This is a genomic window from Luteibacter aegosomatissinici, from assembly GCF_023078495.1.
Classification (GTDB): Bacteria; Pseudomonadota; Gammaproteobacteria; order Xanthomonadales; family Rhodanobacteraceae; genus Luteibacter; species Luteibacter aegosomatissinici.
The window spans coordinates 4,404,395-4,421,962 of sequence record NZ_CP095742.1; the positions used below are offsets into that span (position 1 = coordinate 4,404,395).

The following is a 17,568-nucleotide window of genomic DNA, read 5'->3' on the forward strand; positions in this document are numbered from 1 at the left end:
GTCGTTAGTACAGCCCGGTCTCGCCCGGCACCGGATTGTCTTCACCCGAGCCGTCCAGTGCATCGCCGGCGGCGTTCGTGGTGCGGTAGCGCGTGGGGTCGTGTTCGTCGTGTTCCAGCGAGGCGCGCTGTTTCTGGTCATGTCGGCGCAGTAGCCATGCGGCCGTCAGCGCGGCCACACCGAGGCCAGCGCCGATGGCGATGGAAGTACGTGGGTGGTTGCGTACCTGCTTGCCCGCGATCAGCGCAGCGCTGCTTACCTGCTTGGTGGTCCGAGAGGCGGCTTTCGCTGCCTGGGCGCCCGCCTGGGACGCCTTAATCCCTGCGCGCCCAACGTACTGCCGAGCGGCACCAGCAAGCTCGCGGGTGTGATCGTGGGTCAGGGCACCGGCGAGGCGCTGGGCGCGGCCACCGAGTTCCGCCGTGAGGCTTTTGCGGAATAGGGTCATGGGGTGGTCTCCTTTGGATTGCTGAGGAGTCCACGTTGCCGGGGCAGATGTGACGGTGGTGCGTGCGGGATGTTCCCGTGCCGTCACCGGTTCAGCTAACGGCATGCAGGAGCGCGCTTGCGCGCGATGGGTGCTTGCGGCAAGGCCGCATCGCGCGCAAGCGCGCTCCTACAGGGGCTCGGGAGACGTGCCCTCAGCCCAGGCTGTTGAGCCAATCTTCGTCGGTGCCCTCGTTAACGCCTTCGAAGAGGAAGGTGGAGAGGTAGCGTTCGCCGGTATCGGGGAGCATGGCCAGGATGACGCTGCCTTCGACAGCCCCCTTGGCAAACTCCAAGGCCGCAGCCACGGTGGCACCGGCCGACACGCCCACGAACAGCCCCTCTTCCGCGGCCAGGCGGCGCGCGGTATCGCGAGCCACCGTCTCATCCACGGGGATGTCCTGGTCGAAGATCTTCCGGTTGAGCACGCCAGGCACGAAATCCGGGGTCCAGCCCTGGATCTTGTGCGGCGACCACGGCTTGTCCTGCAGCAGCGGCGCGGCAGTAGGCTCGCAGGTCACGATCTTGACCTCCGGCCGGGCCACTTTCAGCACCTCGCCGACGCCGGTCAGGGTGCCGCCAGTACCCCAGCCCGTGACGAACGCATCGAGCCGACGGCCAGCGAAGTCCTGGAGGATCTCGGCGGCGGTCGTGCTGCGGTGGTAGGCCGGGTTGGCCGGATTCTCGAACTGACGGGGCAGGAACCAGCCATGCTTCGCGGCCAGCTCCTCGGCCTTGCGGACCATGCCGCTGCCACGCTCGGCCGCCGGGGTGAGGATCACCTTGGCGCCGTAGGCGCGCATCAGCTTGCGCCGTTCGATGGAGAACGAATCGGCCATGGTGGCCACGAACTTATAGCCCTTTGCGGCACAGACCATGGCCAGCGCCACACCCGTATTGCCCGAAGTGGCCTCGATCACGGTATCGCCGGGCTTCAGCAGCCCCTTCTGCTCGGCATCCAGGATCACGGCGATGGCCAGGCGATCCTTGACTGAACCACCGGGATTGAACGATTCGACCTTGGCGTACAGACTCACGTGCGGCGGTGCCACGCGGTGCAGGCGCACGATCGGGGTGCGGCCAATCGTGTCGAGAATGCTCTCGTAGATCATGGAAGTTTCCCAGGCTGGACACAGTTCTCCGAGAGTACGCCGCTGCACCCACCGCGACAAACACCCCGGAAGGCATAGATGTTCCGACACTCCCCCGGCCTGCTGGCCGCCTTCGCACTGCTCGCCACCACGAGCGCCCCCGCGCAGGATTTCCCCCGCACACCGAAGGAATACCTGCAGCGGATGGATACCAACGGCGATGGCAAGGTGGATGAGGCGGAATATGTCCGCTACATGAGCCAGGGCTTCCTGCGCATGGATATCAACGGCGATGGCGTGATCGATGCCAACGACGGTCCCATGCGCCCCGGTGCACGCCCCATCCGCCTCGATGAGTTCCAGCGCAACCTGATCCAGCAGTTCCACAAGCTGGATACCAACCATGACGGGTTCCTCAACGCCCGCGAACTCACCCAGCCGCCGCGCTAGGCGCGATTGGCGGCGCGGCGAAGGTCCGCTACCCTCTGCCGATCCTGGGGAGGACCAATGAGCACGACCGAACTGTTCCTGATCGCGATGGTGATCATCCTTGGCGTGCCGTACCTCATCTGGCGCGTGTTCCGTACCGATTACTGGGCACCGCTGGTCGTCGTCCAGATCCTCACCGGTATCCTGCTGGGGCCAGGGGTGCTGGGGAAAATCTTTCCCGATTACTACGCCACGGTGTTTGCACCGCCGGTCATCGGCGCGCTGAACGGTATTGCCTGGTGGGCCGTGATGGTGTTCGTATGGATCGCCGGCATCGAGCTCGACCTGCGTGCCGTTTGGCAGCAACGCCGTGAGTGCGGCACCACCGCCGCGCTGGCGCTCGGCGCCCCCATGCTTACCGGTTGCGCCGCAGCCCTCGGCCTGCTGGCCTGGCGCGATGGCTGGATGGGTACGGACACGCAGCCGTGGCAGTTCGTGGTGGGTGTGGGCATGGCGTGCGCGGTGACGGCGCTACCCATCCTCATCCTTTTGATGAACAAGCTGGGGATCCTGCGTGAGCCACTCGGACAGCGTGTGCTGCGCTACGCGAGCCTCGACGACCTCGCGATCTGGGCGGTACTGGCCATCCTGCTGCTCGACTGGAAACGTGTCGGCCATCAGGCCGCCTTTCTCGCGCTGTTCGCCGTGGCCGCCTGGGCGTTCCGCCGCATCATGGAGCGCGTGCAGGAATCCGATCGCTACTACCTCGGCCTGGTATGGCTGGCGGCGTGCGGTTACGGCGCCGACTGGTGCGGCCTGCATTTCATGGTGGGCGCTTTCCTGGCTGGCGCCGTGATGGAGCGTGACTGGTTCACGCTCACGAAACTTGATGCGCTGCGCGACAACGTCCTGCTGGTGGTCATGCCGGTGTTCTTTCTGTCCACGGGCTTGCGCACCAACTGGAACATCGGTGGTGCCGCAGTGTTCGTCGCGGCTGCCGTGCTGTTGGTGGCGTCCGTCGTGGGCAAGCTGGCGGGCGTAGGCCTGGCAGGCAAGATGCTGGGCTGGAAGCGCGGTGACGCATGGATCATCGGCTGGCTGCTGCAGACCAAGGCGCTCATCATGATCATCTTCGTCAACGTGCTGCTCGATAAACACATGATCACCAGTGAAACCTTCACTGCCCTGTTGCTGATGGCGGTGGCCAGCACCATGCTGACGGTACCGTTTGTCGCACCACGGCTTAAGGCGTTGCTGCATGGCTGATGCAGCGCACACGCCGTTACCGCAACCGGTGCGCCGGGCCGCCGTGGCGTTCGTTTTCGTCACGGTGCTGATCGATATCCTCGCGTTCGGCATCATCATCCCAGTGTTGCCGCACCTGATCGAGACGATGACCGGCGGCACCGTGAGCAATGCGGCGTGGTGGGTCGGCGTGTTTGGCACCGTGTTCGCGGCCGTGCAGTTTTTCTCCTCGCCGATCCAGGGCGCGTTGTCCGACCGGTTTGGCCGCCGCCCCGTTATCCTGCTTTCAAATCTCGGCCTTGGCCTGGATTTCGTACTGATGGCGCTCGCGCCCTCGCTCTGGCTGCTGTTCGTCGGCCGCATCATTTCGGGCATGACGGCGGCAAGCTTTACTACCGCGAATGCCTACATCGCCGATGTCACGCCACCGGAGAAACGTGCCGGTGCCTTTGGCCTGCTCGGCGGCGCGTTCGGCATCGGTTTCATCATCGGCCCGGCGCTAGGTGGTTTCCTCGGCGGAATCGACCTGCGCCTGCCGTTCTGGGTCGCCGCCGGCCTGGCGCTGGCGAACTTCATGTATGGCTTCTTCATCCTGCCGGAATCGTTGCCGCCGGAACGCCGCGCCGCACGGTTTGAACCCCACACCGCGCACCCGCTGGGGGCCATGCGCCTGCTCCGCTGCAGCCCCACGGTATTCGGGCTGGCCATCGTCACCTTCCTCTTTTACCTGGCGCACTATGTGCTCCAGACCACCTTCGTGCTGTATGCGGATTACCGCTACCACTGGGGCGCGCAGGCGGTGGGCTTCGTGCTGGCGCTGGTCGGCGCCTGCGACGGCTCGGTGCAGGCCTTCCTGACCGGCAAGCTCACCACCCGCTTCGGCGAGCGGCCGATCCTGGTCACCGGCCTCGTTTTCGGCACATTGGCGTTCGCTGTCATGGGCCTGGCGACCACCGGGTGGGTGTTCCTGATCGGCATCCCGTTGATGTCGTTGTGGGGCCTGGCCGGGCCGCCCATGCAATCGATCATGACCCGCTGCGTGTCGGCCGACCAGCAAGGCCGGCTGCAGGGTGCGATCACCAGCCTGGGCAGCTTCGCCGGCATCTTTGGCCCGTACCTGTTCGCCCAGATCTTCGCGTTCTCCATCGCCCCTGAGCGCCAGGTGCACGTACCGGGCATCGCCTTCCTGTTGGCGGCGGTGCTGATCGCCGTCGGGGCGGTCGTGGCAGCCCGGGCCACCCGTTGGATGAAAGAAGCGCCGGATCAGCCATAAGGCCGATCGAAATCTCCAAGTTTCATCGTATGATGCGCGACGTACTTGAGACACTTCACGCGACGGTTGGGGCGTGCGTTTGGACAGCCAGCTCTGGGAAAGCAAATACCGCGAGGCCGTTGAACGGCTTACCCGCGAAGAAGCCCAGTGGCGGGCCGTGGAGTCCGTGCTTCGCCAGCTGGTTGCAAGCCTGACCCGCGCCGCCCACGGCGCCCATGACCAGGTCGATCCCCATATCGAGCGCCTGAGCGCGGCCCTTTCGGCCGGCTCGGTCGATGCCATGGTGCTGGAAACCCTTTCCAACAGCCTGCGCGACGCCCTGGAGGGCCTGGCCACCCGGCCGTTGCGCAGCCCGGAAGAGCGGGCCATCCCCATCACCCGGCCGGCACGCACGGAGCACGGCTCGTCCGTGCAAGCCGCCCTGCACCGCCTGGTCGATCGCATCGTGGTGCAACCGAAGCTGGCCGACCGCGCCAACGACCTGCGCCGCGATGTGGCCGACGCCGGCGACCTGGTCGGCCTGGCTACCTGCGGCGACCGCCTGGCCGACCTGGTCAATGAGCAGCGGATCGGCATGCAGCGCGAGATCGATGCGCTGCAGGCGGTGCTGCGCCACGTGGCGGGCCGCCTGGATGAGATGACCCAGTACATGGCCCGCGAGCTGGCGGACCAGTCCACCGGCGAAGCCAATGGCCAGGCCCTGGATGCGTCCGTGGCGCACGAGATGCGCCTGCTTAGCGAGGCGATCCTCGAAGCCGAGGATGCCCATGAACTGCGTGAGCGGGTCAACGCCAGCCTGGAAACCATCGCGGCGTGCTTCCGCGATTTCCGCGGCCGCGAGGGTGCACGCCTCACGGCTTACCGCGAGCGCGCCGAAAAAATGCGCCAGCGCGTGGAGCAACTGGAGACCGAGCGCAATGCGTTGCAGCGTTCGCTCGAGCGCGAGCACGAGCTGGCCCAGACCGACACGATGATCGGCATGCCGAACCGGCTGGCGTACGAGAAGCGCATTGAAGCGGCGTACGAGAGCTGGCTGACCACGTCGCGCCCGCTTTCCATCGCCGCCATCGATATCGATCACTTCAAGAGCGTGAACGATACCTACGGCCACACCGCAGGTGATGCGGTGTTGCGCGTGATCGGCCAGGCACTGCTGAAGCACGTGCGGCCCGTCGACTTCGTCGCCCGCTACGGCGGCGAGGAATTCATCGTCATTTTCGACGGCGCAGACGAAGCGGAATCGCTTCAGGTGTGCGAGCGCCTGCGTGGCAAGATCCAGCATCTGGCCTTCCACGCCAGCCGCCAGCCCGTGCGCGTCACCGCGTCGATCGGCGTGGCGCAGTTCCGCCAGGGCGACACGCCGCAGGCCGTCTTCGAGCGAGCCGATCTGGCGCTGTACACCGCGAAGAACGGCGGCCGCAACCGCTGCGTAGCCGGCTAACCCGCCCGTGTAGGAGCCCACCCCGTGGGCGACATCTTTCGCAACAATGTCGGGCCTGTAGCGGTTCGCGAACGGCGTCGCCCACAGGGTGGGCTCCTACCGCCGCTCTAGGCAGCCACGCCAAATAACCGACCCACCAGCGCCGTTAGCGCCATCGCCGCCGCACCCCAGAACACGATGCGCGCCACGCCACGCCATACGGCCGCACCCGCCAGCCGCGCCGACACCGCGCCCAATGCTGCCAGCGCCAGCAACGAAACAACCACCGTCACCCGAGCCATGTGCTCGCGCGGCGAAGCCGCGGTCGCCAGGATCGGCACGATCGCACCCACGGCGAAGCTGACTGCCGAAGCAGCGGCAGCCTGTAACGGCCGCGCCGCGGTCGCCGAGGACAGGCCAAGCTCATCGCGCGCGTGGGCTTCCAACGCGTTATGCGCCATCAGCTGTTCGGCCACCTCGTGGGCCAGCGCGCGGTCCAGCCCGCGGCGCACATAGATCTCGGTCAGTTCCTTGTGCTCCCCCGTGGGGTCCTCGCGTAGCTCACGCGATTCGACGGCCAGCTCGGCGCGCTCGCTGTCGGCTTGCGAACTCACCGAGACGTACTCACCCGCCCCCATCGACATGGCGCCCGCCACGAGCCCGGCCACGCCCGCGATCATCACGCCGGAGGTGCCCGCTTCCGCGGAGGCGACGCCCACGAGCAGGCTGGCCGTGGAAAGGATGCCGTCATTGGCGCCCAGCACGGCGGCGCGCAGCCAGCCCAGGCGGTCCAGCCGGTGATGTTCGGAATGTTTGCGGCTCAACCCGGTTCCCCTTCTGCCTTTTCTTCCACGCGGTGTTCCAGACGCGATACCAACCAACCCACCGCCAGCGCGCAGGCCGTGCCGCAGATCACTTCGCCCAATCGCCAGGCGGCCACTTCCCAACGCGGGCCGGTGGCGGGCACCAGCAGCACGACCGCCGAGGTGATGCCGCCGATGCGTGCAGCCGCGCCCGCGTTGGCGGTCCAGCACGCGAGCGTGACCAGGCCCAGCGCAACGGCGAAGGAAAGCAGGTCGCCATCGCCACCCACCCACAGGCCGAGCATGCCGGCGATACCACCGAAGGTCGTGCCCACCACGCGATCGCGCCCCGAGTGTTGCGTATCGCCATAGTGGGGCTGGGTAACTGCGATGGCGCTGATCGCCGCCCAGAACGCTTCCTCCGGGTTCAGCAGGAAACCCACCCCGTAGGCGAACGTCGAGGCCAGCACGGCCTTGAACGCCATGAATGCACCCACGCGCATGCGCGAGGCGAGCGGCAGGCCCTGGAAGAGCTGATCGAGCAAACGCTGGGCGCGGCGCACGCGCTGCAGCGGTTTCTTCCCGTCGGGATGGGCGTTGGGGGGCACGGGTTCGGTCATGGCTGCATCGTAGCTTCCCACGCCGTCGACGGGCCGCCAACTCACAAGCACAATACGCGCGCCCCGGCCGCCGGCCGGCCCACCCCAAAGAGCCCGACCTCCATGTCCATCACGATGTACCAGACCACTGTGCCCGTCCTCGTTCGCGCGCTGACCAACCTTTCCGGCGTGCTGAAGAAGGGTGCCGACCACGCGAAGGAACGCAACATCGCCGAAGAGGTGCTGCTGAATACCCGCATCACCCCGGATATGTTCCCGCTGATCCGCCAGGTGCAGATCGCCACCGACATGGCCAAGGGCGCGGGCTTCCGCCTGGCCGGCCAGGACGCGCCGGCCATGGCCGACGATGAGACCACGTTCGAGCAGCTGCAGGCCCGCATCGCCAGGGTGATCGACATGCTCAAGGGCTTCACGCCGGAGCAGATCGATGGCAGCGAAACCCGCGACATCCTGCTGAAGATGCGCTCGGGCGAGATGCACTTCAAAGGCCAGGCTTACCTGCTCGGCTTCGTGCTGCCCAACGTGTACTTCCACTGCACCACCGCCTACGCGATCCTGCGCGGCGTGGGCGTGGTGCTGGGCAAGTCCGATTTCATCGGCAAGCCCGAATAACGAAGTGTCATTACGGTAGGAGCTCACCCTGTGAGCGACAGCTCTTCGCGAGAGCGCACGGGCCGCCTGTGAGCGACAGCTCTTCGCGAGAGCGCATGGGCCCTGTGGCCTTGGTGCGAAAGATGTCGCCCACAGGGTGGGCTCCTACACCCGTTCCGGGAGGCGGTTAGTTCTTTAGCTTCCACCCCGTGCGGAAAATCCACCACACGATCGCCAGGCACACCAGCATGAACCCCACGGTGGCCGACACACTCACCACCACGTTCACATCGGCCTGCCCGTAGAAGCTCCAGCGGAACCCGTTCACCAGGTACACCACGGGATTGAACAGGGTCACCTTCTGCCAGAACGGTGGCAGCATGTTGATGGAGTAGAAGCTGCCACCCAGGAAGGTGAGCGGCGTGATCACCATCAATGGCACGACCTGCAGCTTCTGGAAATCATCCGCCCACAGGCCGATGATGAAACCGAACAGGCTGAAGGTCACCGCGGTGAGCATCAGGAAGGCCACCATCCACACCGGGTGCATGATCTGGTAATCGACGAACAGGCGCGAGGTCAGCAGGATCAGTGCACCGAGGATCATCGACTTGGTTGCCGCCGCACCGACGTAGCCGAGCACGACTTCGACGTAGTTCACCGGCGCCGAAAGCAGCTCGTAGATCGTGCCGGCCCACTTGGGCATGTAGATGCCGAACGATGCGTTCGAGATGCTCTCATTGAGCAGCGACAGCATGATCAGGCCAGGGATGATGAAAGCGCCGTAGCTCACGCCACCGATCGCGCCCATGCGCGAGCCGATCGCCGCACCGAACACGATGAAGTACAGCGACGTCGAAAGCACCGGCGAGGCGATGCTCTGCGTGAGCGTGCGGAACGTGCGGGCCATCTCGAAACGATAGATGGCGCGGATACCATGGATATTCACAGGCCACCTCCCCGGACGAGGCTGACGAAGATATCTTCCAGCGAACTCTCGCTGGAATGCAGGTCCTTGAAGTCGATGCCCAGCGCGCCGAGCTTCTTCAGGAGTTCGGCGATGCCCGTGTCATCCGATTGCGTATCGAAGGTGTAGGTCAGGCACAAGCCGTCCTTCGACAGCTCCAGCGGCCAGTGCTCCAGCCCCTCGGGCACGCTCTGCAGCGGTGCCTGCAACGACAGCGTGAGCTGCTTCTTGCCGAGCTTCTGCATCAGCGTGTGCTTGTCTTCCACGAGGATGAGTTCACCGTGGTTGATGACACCAATGCGATCGGCCATCTCCTCGGCCTCTTCGATGTAATGCGTGGTCAGGATGATGGTGACGCCCGATGCGCGCAGGCGCCGGACCATCTGCCACATGTCGTGGCGCAGCTCCACGTCCACGCCTGCGGTGGGCTCATCGAGGAAGAGCACGCGCGGCTCGTGCGATAGCGCCTTCGCGATCAAAACACGGCGTTTCATGCCGCCGGACAGCGCCATGATCTTCGAATCCTTCTTCTCCCACAGGGAGAGCTCGCGCAGGATCCGTTCGAGGTACACCGGATTCGGCGCCTTGCCAAAGAGGCCACGGCTGAAGTTCACGGTGGCCCATACGGTTTCGAACGCATCCGTGGAGAGCTCCTGCGGCACCAGCCCGATGAGGCTGCGTGCGGCGCGGTAGTCGCGGACGATATCGTGGCCATCCACGGCCACGCTGCCACCGGTGCCGTTGACGATGCCGCAGATGATGCTGATGAGGGTGGTCTTACCGGCGCCGTTGGGGCCGAGCAGCGCGAAGATTTCACCGCGCCGGATCTCGAGGTCCACGTGCTTCAACGCCTGGAAGCCGGTCTTGTAGGCCTTGGAAAGGCCGCGCACCGCGACGATGGCGTCGGGCGCGTGATCGGTGGGGGACATGGGGGGCCGTTGGTTGCGGGGTTGGCGGGTGATGGTAGTCCCTTGGGCGGTATGGCGCACAGGCCTTGAAGGTGAGGCCCTGACACCCCAAGCATGCTTGGATTGCCGGTCCGCCGATGGCCGTGGTACCGGCCCCCCTTCACCGATCACCCTGCCCGAACCTTCCAGGAGCCACCGCCATGAGCATCTCGCTGCACGAAGCCTCCGCCGCCGCCTACATCCGCGGCTTCCGCGTCCTTGCCGATCTGCTGGCCAAGGCGAAAGAGCATGGCGGCGATGCGCTGATCGAACAGCGGCTTGCTCCGGACATGCTGAACCTGGCTGGCCAGGTGCAACGCGCCAGCGATACCGCCAAGTTCGGCGTCGCGCGCGTGGCCGATGTGCAGGCCCCGTCGTTCGAAGATACCGAGACCACGATCGACCAGTTGATCAAGCGCATCGACGATACGGTGGCATGGATCAAATCCGTCCCAGCCGAGAAGGTGGATGCCGGCGCCTCGCGCACCATCACCCGCAAGTTCGGCCCAGCCGAGAAGACCTTCACCGCCAGCGAGTACCTCATGGTGTTCGCGCTGCCCAACTTCTATTTCCACATCACCACCGCGTACGACATCCTGCGCCACAACGGCGTGGGCGTGGGCAAGCTGGATTACCTCGGCTTTGCCGGATGAGTGATGGCCTGGCGCGTTGCGCCTGGGGCGATGCCGACGACCTCATGCGCGGTTACCACGACCGCGAATGGGGCGTGCCCGAGCGCGACGGCCGCAAGCTGTGGGAGAAGCTGATCCTGGATGGCTTCCAGGCCGGGCTGTCGTGGCGGACCATCCTGGCCCGCCGCGATGGCTTCCGCGCCGCGTTCGAAGGGTTCGATCCCGAGGTGGTGGCAGGGTATGGGCCGCGCGATGTGGAACGGCTGCTCGCCGATCCCGCCATCATCCGCTCACGCAGCAAGATCGGCGCCGCGATCAACAACGCGAAAGCCTACCTGGCCATGCGCGATGCCGGCGAAGATTTCGCGACGTTCTGCTGGGATTTCGTGGGCGGCGAGCCGCTGGCCTGGGAAGGCCCCGTACCGCCCAACAGCCCGCTCTCCGAGCAGGTATCCAGGGCGCTGAAGAAGCGTGGCTTCACCTTCGTGGGCCCCACCATCGTCTTCGCCTGGATGGAGGCCACCGGCCTGCTCAACACCCACGCGCCGGGCTGCTTCCGGCGGGCCGAACTGCTTCGTAAACCCTTGCGGAACAAGGGTTAATGATTTTTTTAGCCGTTCCAGCGTAGCGTGGAACCCAAGGGGCCGCGTGGGCGGCCCCGGCTCGTCAGGCGTACCCACCGACACACGCGAGGGTTCCATGGCATCGAGTTCCGCCCAACTGTTTATTCCGTACAGCGAATCGACACAGGGACCGTGGATCGTCCGCCGCGCCTCCGTGCCCCTGGGCACCTACCCGACGCAGGCCGATGCCATCCACGCCGCCGAAGCGCTATCCCCCGGCCTCTCCGACAGCCTGGGCCGCCCCGTCGCGATCCACGTGCAGCACGCCGACGGCAGCTGGGAAGAACACACCTGGGTCGTCGCCGGCCTGGTGGCCAGCGCGCCGCTTAGCCCGGCGGTGCATGCACGCTGAGCCACGGGGTGAGACCCCGATAAGGTAACCTTGGTGGGCTATGCTCACCGAAGATACCAAAGCCGCGATCCGCGCCGCCTATGCGCGGCTGAAGGACGGCCTGGCGGGGTTCCGCGGGCGCCCGTCGCAGCTGAAGATGATCGCCGAGGTCGCCAAGGCGCTGGCTGAGCCGGCGGGCGCGGCCGTGATCGAAGCGCCCACCGGTACCGGTAAATCCATGGCCTACCTGATCGGCGGCCTGGAAGTGGCGCGCGCCCAGAAGAAGAAGCTGGTGATCGCCACGGCCACCGTGGCGCTGCAGGAGCAGCTGGTCCAGCGCGATATTCCCCAGTACATGAAGCTCTGTGGCGTGGAGGCCAAGGTAGCGCTGGCCAAGGGGCGTGGACGCTACCTGTGCCCGCGCAACCTGCGCATGGCCGGCTCGGAACCCAGCGCCCAGGGCGGTTTCGATTTCGACGCCGATGTCGCGTTGTGGTCGCGCCCGCCCGCCGAGCGCGACACCAAGGCCATCGAAAAACTCGGCAAGGCGTTCGAGTCGCGCGAGTGGAATGGCGATATCGATACCAGCCCGGAACCGCTTTCGGACCTGGTGCGCGGCATGGTCACCACCAGTGCCGGTGGCTGCACCGGCCGCAAGTGCAACGCCTTCGCCGTGTGCCCCTTCTTCGTCGCCCGCCGCGCCATTGGCGAGGCCGATATCGTGGTTGCCAACCAGGACCTGGTCCTGGCCGACCTCACCATGCCGCGCGATGAAGATACCTTCGGTGGCGTGATCCTGCCCAAGCCTGAGGACACGCTGTACATCTTCGATGAGGCGCACCACGTGCCGTCCAAGGCGATCGACCGCGGCGCGGCCGATGTGCACCTGGCCAGCACGGTGCGCCGCATCGGCCGTCTGCAGAACCAGGTACACGCGGCGTATTCGCTTACCGACAAGGAAAGCATCGGCAACCTCACGCTCGAATCCGGCGACGAGAAGATGCTGGAGATGTCGAACGCGCTGGAAGAGATCGAGCGCGAGATTCGCCTGTCGTGGACGCCCTCTTCCAACGAGCTCGAACCCGTGTTTCGCGCGTCGCTTGGCCAGCTTCCTGAGAACTGGAAGATCCACGCCTCGCACCTGCATGTGGTGACGCGCGATGTGCAGCGCTGGCTGCGCACCGTGCGGCGCACTGTCGTGGAAATGGAAGCGGGCGGACCCACGCAGGAAGCGCTTTCGCGCGAGCTCGGCGTGGCGCTGGAGCGCCTCGATCGCCAGGTGCGCACGTGGTACGCGTGGTCGACCGACGATCGTGAGAATGGCCCGCCTTTGGCCCGCTGGGTGAGCATGGGGTCGGATCAGTCACTGATCTGCCACGCTTCCGCGGTATCGGCCGGTGGTCTGCTTCGCACCGTGCTGTGGGATAACGCGTCCGCCGTGATCATGACCTCCGCGACGCTCAGCGCGGGCGGTAACTTCCGCGGGTTCGCGGATTCGGTCGGCTTGCCGAACGAGGCGGTAACCATCAGCCTGCCCTCCCCGTTCGATCTGGAGCGCCAGGCAAAGCTCGAGGTGCCCGCCTTCAACACGCTGCCCGATGACCGCGAAGGCCATGCGCGCGAAGTGGCGAGCTGGCTGGCAAAGCATCTGGATTGGGATGCGGGCAACCTCGTGCTGTTCACCTCGCGTGCGAAGCTTGATCGCGTGCTGCAGGTGTTGCCCATTGATCACGTGCGCAAGGTGCGTGCGCAGGGCTCGCTGGCGAAGGCTCAGCTCATTGCGGAGCACTGCGCGGATATCGAAGCGGGCAAGGGCAGCACGATCTTCGGCCTTGCGTCATTCGGCGAAGGCCTGGATCTTCCCGGCAAGCTTTGCGAGACCGTGGTCGTGACGCAGCTGCCGTTCGCTGTGCCGACCGATCCCGTCGGCGCCACGTACGCCGAATGGCTGGAATCGCGCGGCCGCAATCCGTTCATCGAAGTGAGCGTGCCCGATGCCACGCGGATCCTGACGCAGTACTGTGGCCGCCTGATTCGTACGGAAACCGATACGGGGCGCATCGTGTTGCTTGATCGCCGCGTGATCACCAAACGCTACGGCACCGGCATGCTCCGCGCCCTTCCTCCTTTCGCCCGCGAGATCGAGCGCGTCGCATGAAGATCATCCGATTCGACGAACTGAAAGCCGTGCCGTGGAAGAACGGCCTGGGGATCACTCGTGAGCTTGCCGTCGAGCCACCGGGCGCATCGATGGATACGTTCGCGTGGCGGGTGAGCATTGCGGATGTGGATACGGCGTCGCCGTTTTCGACCTTTGCCGGCATCGATCGCACGATCGTGTTGCTCGAAGGTGATGGGTTCACGATGGTGCTGGATGGCGAGCGAGAGCACGCGCTGACGACACCCTGCGCGCCGTTCGCCTTCCCCGGCGAGGCAAAGGTGGATGTACGCCTGGCCGGTGGAGCCACACGCGATTTCAACCTGATGGTACGACGTGGCGTAGGCAGCGCCCGCCTCGAAGTGCTGCATGGGCCTGGCGTGTTCGATGGCGTGAAGATCGCCTACATCGCCGAAGGCGCAGGCACGGCAGATAGCCAGCCGGTAACCAAAGGCGACGCCATCTTCGATGCCGGCCGCCTCACGCTCGCCGCCAACACCCAAGCCATAGCGATCCACCTGTAGGAGCGCACCCTATGCGCGACGCCGTTCGCGCCGACGCTACAGGCCCTGGTACGTTTCGCGAAAAGATGTCGCCCACAGGGTGGGCTCCTACGGAGCGGGTGCAGGTTCGTTGGGCTGTTCGGAGGCCTCAGGCACCTCGCGCCGCCACAAATCCACCGACGTCAGCTGGAACTTCACCGACGGCACGGCCGATGCCCAGCCCTCTATTCCAGGAAATACCCCGCGCAGATCGGCCACCAGTTCAGCGAAGCCCTTGTCCTCTTCCGACAGCACCAGCGGCTCTTCGCCATCCACGTGGAAGAACAGGAACACGGTGTCCCATGCGGGGGTATCCCGGTTGCCCGCCTCCACCCGGTTCACCCGGGCCAGGGGCACCTCGCGGATGCGCAGGCTACCGGGCGTGGCCACCAGCACCCCCGCCTCCAGGTCCACGTGGGCCGCCCCCCGGGCTACCAGCCGTTCGCGCAAGCGCGTGAATAGCGGGCGTTTACCGTGGTTCTCGTCGTGGTCCATGGAGCGGTTCCGGTGGCGCAATTTATTGAGGATTCACCCGTCATCGGCATCGTAGGCAGTCGCTTTAATGGAATCCAGCCATGCGTGACCTCCTCGCCGCCCTGAACCGGGCCATGGCCGCCCCCGGCATCGCTTCCGCGCCCGTCACCGCCGTGGCCGACCTGGACCTGGAACGCTACGCCGGCACCTGGCACGAGATCGCCCGGCTGCCCATGTACTTCCAGCGTAAATGCACCGGCAACGTCACGGCCCACTACACCCCAAACATCGACGGCACGGTGACCGTGGAGAACCGCTGCGATACGGCCGAAGGACCCATCGCCAGCCGCGGTGTCGCCCGCCGCCCCGAATCGTTCTCGCGCGGCAAGCTGGAGGTCACCTTCGTCCCGCCATGGCTGCGTTGGTTGCCGCTGGTCTGGGCGGATTACTGGGTGCTCGCGCTGGATGACGATTACCAGTGGGCGATGGTGGGGCAGCCGGGGAGGAAGTATCTGTGGATTCTTTCGCGCGAACCGCAGCTCGACCAAGCCACCTTCGAGCGGCTGAAGGCTAGCGCGGTGACCATGGGTTACGACCTATCCGCACTGATCGAGTCGGCGACCGTGGGCGAACGTCAGGGCTGATCGCAATGGATCTGGAACTCGCTGGAAGCCGGGACCAGTGCCTCCGGCAATGACGCCGCGAAGATCGCCAGCGAATACGGCCCCCAGAACCGGCACCATTCCGGGTGAGCAAGTGCCTCGATCGGCGTCAGGGTTTTCTCGACCCGGTTGCGCTCCACGTCGACGATGAAAAACAAACCCTGGCCCATGGCCTCGCCATACGCCCCTGAGCCGGGCCATGCTTCAGCGACGAGCAGTTTTTTTCCATGGTCCAGCCAAGCGACCGCGCCGAAGTTCTGCCCTTGCGTATAGCCACCGGCCCGGCACAGTGGACTAACCTTCCTGATGATGTATTCGACAGGCACCTTGACCATCGTGGCTCCGCGCTTGACGAAGACGCGAGTCAACCATGTGCCGACCGCCCCACCGTCCGTCGTGTTGAAGAACACGCCGTTGCCGGAAGCCTCCCAACCTATCTCGACGGATCCTGCGTTTGTGTCCAGCTCGTTGAGCTCGGCATGAAAGGCCCCTCGCTTGAAGATGACACCGTTGTTGATGTCGTACACGAGGGTCGCGGTGCCATCAGGAGACAACCACTCGTAACGTTCAAACTCACGGATCTCACGCGGGTTAACGCCCACCCGGCTCCATATGTTTTCGCCCGCGTGCGCGAGCCAGGGCGCCATGGATAGGGCGACCGCCAACATGATCCTATGCATCACAGCGACTGTCCCTGGTAGGTGTGGACGCGGGTGTAGGCGAAGTCACCGAGCGGACAAGAGCCGCCACGGCTCCCCAGCTAACGACGGGCGCCATAAAGCATGCCGCCATCGTAGCCATCCGAGACCCCTTAATGGGAAGCAGCTTATCTGGTCCATGAACCATTAGCATGGACGCCTTATGACTTTGCAAGGACATGGCCATGGCCACCCCAAATCCGGCCTGCCCTTGTGGCACCGGCAAGCCTTATGCCGCATGCTGTGGCCGCTGGCACACCGGTGAACCCGCACCCACCGCCGAGGCATTGATGCGGTCGCGCTACAGCGCCTACGTCATGGGGCTAGCGGATTACCTGATAGCCACCTGGCACCCCGGCATGCGGCCGACGGAGCTGAACCTCGACCTGGGTGGCGCGCCGAAGCCCACCTGGCTTGGCCTGACCGTGAAGCGCCATGAAAACCCCACGCCGGATACCGCCGTCGTGGAGTTCGTCGCGCGCCTTCGCTACGGCGGTGGCAGTGCGAAGAAGATGCACGAGGTAAGCCGCTTCGTTCGCGAAGACGGCCGGTGGTATTACGTCGACGGCGATGTCGACTGAAGCACATGTAGGAGCGCGCCTGCGCGCGATGGGGTTTGCGGCAAGGCCCCATCGCGCGCAAGCGCGCTCCTACAACGGCGGGAACGCCGTCGAGACGTTTTAGACGACCTGGCGGGCTACGCCACCATCGACGCGAACCGCCGTGCCGGTGGTGCCGCTGGCCTGTTCGGAGGCGAGGTACACGGACATGTTGGCCACTTCCTCGACGCTCAGCAGGCGCTGGATCAGCGAGGTCGGGCGGTGGGTGCTGATGAAGTCCTTCTCCACTTCCGCCAGCGACTTGCCCTGGTCCTTGGCGATCTTGCCGAAGAACTCACCGACGCCTTCGGAGAGGGTCGGGCCCGGGAGCACCGAGTTCACCGTGACGCCGGTACCCGAGAGGGTTTCGGCCAGACCGCGGGCGACAGCGAGCTGGGCGGTTTTGGTCATGCCGTAATGGACCATCTCGGCCGGGATCTGCAGGGCCGATTCGCTGGAGATGAACTGCACGCGGCCCCAGCCACGATCAGCCATGCCCTTGGCGTAATGGCGCGACAGACGCACGCCCGAGTTCACGTTCACTTCGAAGAAGCGGGTCCACTCGTCGTCCTGGATCTCGAAGAACGGCTTCGGCTCGAAGATGCCGAGGTTATTCACGAGGATATCGGTGTTCGGCACGGCCTTGATCAGGGTGGCGGCGCCCTCAGCGGTGCCGAGGTCGGCGGCGACGCCGGAGAGCTTCGCGTTCGGCACGGCCTTCTTGATCTCGGCGATAGCGGCATCGACGCGGGCCTGGGTACGGCCGGTGACGACGACGCTGGCACCGGCGCCCGCGAGGCCCTGGGCGATGGCCAGGCCGATGCCGGCGGTGGAACCGGTGACGATGGCGCTGCGCTTGGAGAGATCGATGTTCATGGGGTAGCTCCCGGTAGGAAAGTTGATGGGAACATCGTCGGGCCGGAACGGGCTTGGATCAATCGCTGGCGGGGCGAAAGACTTTTGCCCTGGCGCGAAGG

At 65.5% G+C, this 17,568-nt stretch carries 21 protein-coding genes; 12 read left to right on the plus strand and 9 right to left on the minus strand.

All coding sequences use genetic code 11. The features are described from left to right. Positions 1-4 precede the first annotated feature (4 nt). Together L2Y97_RS19800 and cysK are read right to left on the minus strand one after the other, a co-directional pair. The gene (locus L2Y97_RS19800; protein ID WP_247430040.1) at positions 5-448 is read right to left on the minus strand and encodes a hypothetical protein; all 444 of its coding nucleotides are present in this window, start codon (positions 446-448) and stop codon (positions 5-7) included. A gap of 193 nt (positions 449-641) precedes the next feature. Continuing rightward, positions 642-1,598, minus strand: a complete 957-nt coding sequence (gene cysK, locus L2Y97_RS19805; protein ID WP_247430042.1) for a cysteine synthase A — start codon at positions 1,596-1,598, stop codon at positions 642-644. Between the two features lie 78 nt (positions 1,599-1,676). On the opposite strand from cysK, the gene L2Y97_RS19810 reads away from it, so the two are divergent. From L2Y97_RS19810 to L2Y97_RS19825, 4 genes are all read left to right on the plus strand, one after another. Beyond that, positions 1,677-2,027, plus strand: a complete 351-nt coding sequence (locus tag L2Y97_RS19810) for an EF-hand domain-containing protein (RefSeq protein ID WP_247430044.1) — start codon at positions 1,677-1,679, stop codon at positions 2,025-2,027. Between the two features lie 57 nt (positions 2,028-2,084). Next, positions 2,085-3,272 (plus strand): cation:proton antiporter, encoded by a 1,188-nt coding sequence (locus tag L2Y97_RS19815; RefSeq protein WP_247430047.1) that lies wholly within the window; start codon positions 2,085-2,087, stop codon positions 3,270-3,272. Next, positions 3,265-4,524, plus strand: coding sequence for a TCR/Tet family MFS transporter (locus tag L2Y97_RS19820; RefSeq protein ID WP_247430049.1), 1,260 nt, complete (start codon positions 3,265-3,267; stop codon positions 4,522-4,524). Before L2Y97_RS19815 ends, L2Y97_RS19820 begins: the two co-directional genes overlap by 8 nt. 73 nt (positions 4,525-4,597) lie before the next feature. Beyond that, a complete protein-coding gene (locus tag L2Y97_RS19825) occupies positions 4,598-5,965 on the plus strand; it encodes a GGDEF domain-containing protein (RefSeq protein ID WP_247430052.1) in 1,368 nt (455 codons plus the stop codon). Between the two features lie 107 nt (positions 5,966-6,072). Here L2Y97_RS19825 and L2Y97_RS19830 read toward each other — a convergent pair whose 3' ends face one another. Beyond that, entirely contained in the window at positions 6,073-6,768 is a 696-nt protein-coding gene (locus L2Y97_RS19830) for a VIT1/CCC1 transporter family protein (protein WP_247430055.1), read from the minus strand. Beyond that, entirely contained in the window at positions 6,765-7,367 is a 603-nt protein-coding gene (locus L2Y97_RS19835) for an FUSC family protein (protein ID WP_247430058.1), read from the minus strand. The genes L2Y97_RS19830 and L2Y97_RS19835 overlap by 4 nt, the downstream gene beginning before the upstream one ends. Before the next feature lie 102 nt (positions 7,368-7,469). On the opposite strand from L2Y97_RS19835, the gene L2Y97_RS19840 reads away from it, so the two are divergent. Beyond that, a complete protein-coding gene (locus L2Y97_RS19840; RefSeq protein WP_247430061.1) occupies positions 7,470-7,979 on the plus strand; it encodes a DUF1993 domain-containing protein in 510 nt (169 codons plus the stop codon). Positions 7,980-8,145: 166 nt separating this feature from the next. Here the strand turns inward: L2Y97_RS19840 and L2Y97_RS19845 are convergent, their stop codons facing one another. Next, entirely contained in the window at positions 8,146-8,907 is a 762-nt protein-coding gene (locus L2Y97_RS19845; RefSeq protein WP_247430064.1) for an ABC transporter permease, read from the minus strand. After that, a complete protein-coding gene (locus L2Y97_RS19850; protein ID WP_247430066.1) occupies positions 8,904-9,854 on the minus strand; it encodes an ABC transporter ATP-binding protein in 951 nt (316 codons plus the stop codon). Before L2Y97_RS19850 ends, L2Y97_RS19845 begins: the two co-directional genes overlap by 4 nt. Before the next feature lie 179 nt (positions 9,855-10,033). Between L2Y97_RS19850 and L2Y97_RS19855 the strand changes: the two genes are divergently transcribed. From L2Y97_RS19855 to L2Y97_RS19875, 5 genes are all read left to right on the plus strand, one after another. Then, positions 10,034-10,525, plus strand: coding sequence for a DUF1993 domain-containing protein (locus L2Y97_RS19855; RefSeq protein ID WP_247430069.1), 492 nt, complete (start codon positions 10,034-10,036; stop codon positions 10,523-10,525). Next, positions 10,522-11,106 (plus strand): DNA-3-methyladenine glycosylase I, encoded by a 585-nt coding sequence (locus L2Y97_RS19860; protein WP_247430072.1) that lies wholly within the window; start codon positions 10,522-10,524, stop codon positions 11,104-11,106. Before L2Y97_RS19855 ends, L2Y97_RS19860 begins: the two co-directional genes overlap by 4 nt. Positions 11,107-11,203: 97 nt before the next feature. After that, positions 11,204-11,479, plus strand: a complete 276-nt coding sequence (locus tag L2Y97_RS19865) for a DUF2188 domain-containing protein (RefSeq protein ID WP_247430075.1) — start codon at positions 11,204-11,206, stop codon at positions 11,477-11,479. 40 nt (positions 11,480-11,519) lie between these two features. Continuing rightward, a complete protein-coding gene (gene dinG, locus L2Y97_RS19870) occupies positions 11,520-13,616 on the plus strand; it encodes an ATP-dependent DNA helicase DinG (protein ID WP_247430077.1) in 2,097 nt (698 codons plus the stop codon). Then, a complete protein-coding gene (locus L2Y97_RS19875; RefSeq protein WP_247430080.1) occupies positions 13,613-14,140 on the plus strand; it encodes a HutD/Ves family protein in 528 nt (175 codons plus the stop codon). The genes dinG and L2Y97_RS19875 overlap by 4 nt, the downstream gene beginning before the upstream one ends. 87 nt (positions 14,141-14,227) lie before the next feature. On the opposite strand, the gene L2Y97_RS19880 is transcribed toward L2Y97_RS19875, so the two are convergent. Further along, positions 14,228-14,653: a hypothetical protein gene (locus tag L2Y97_RS19880; protein ID WP_247430083.1), complete on the minus strand. Its 426-nt coding sequence runs from the start codon at positions 14,651-14,653 to the stop codon at positions 14,228-14,230. A gap of 80 nt (positions 14,654-14,733) precedes the next feature. On the opposite strand from L2Y97_RS19880, the gene L2Y97_RS19885 reads away from it, so the two are divergent. After that, a complete protein-coding gene (locus tag L2Y97_RS19885; RefSeq protein WP_247430086.1) occupies positions 14,734-15,276 on the plus strand; it encodes a lipocalin family protein in 543 nt (180 codons plus the stop codon). Here the strand turns inward: L2Y97_RS19885 and L2Y97_RS19890 are convergent. Continuing rightward, positions 15,267-15,962: a hypothetical protein gene (locus tag L2Y97_RS19890; RefSeq protein ID WP_247430089.1), complete on the minus strand. Its 696-nt coding sequence runs from the start codon at positions 15,960-15,962 to the stop codon at positions 15,267-15,269. The genes L2Y97_RS19885 and L2Y97_RS19890 overlap by 10 nt on opposite strands. Before the next feature lie 215 nt (positions 15,963-16,177). Here L2Y97_RS19890 and L2Y97_RS19895 point away from each other — a divergent pair, with 215 nt between their 5' ends. Further along, complete coding sequence (locus tag L2Y97_RS19895; protein ID WP_425492794.1) at positions 16,178-16,573, plus strand: YchJ family protein; 396 nt, start codon at positions 16,178-16,180, stop codon at positions 16,571-16,573. 99 nt (positions 16,574-16,672) lie between these two features. Here L2Y97_RS19895 and L2Y97_RS19900 read toward each other — a convergent pair whose 3' ends face one another. Continuing rightward, positions 16,673-17,467 carry an SDR family NAD(P)-dependent oxidoreductase gene (locus L2Y97_RS19900; protein WP_247430095.1) on the minus strand — a complete coding sequence of 265 codons (795 nt, stop codon included), beginning with the start codon at positions 17,465-17,467 and terminating at the stop codon, positions 16,673-16,675. Between the last annotated feature and the right edge of the window lie 101 nt (positions 17,468-17,568).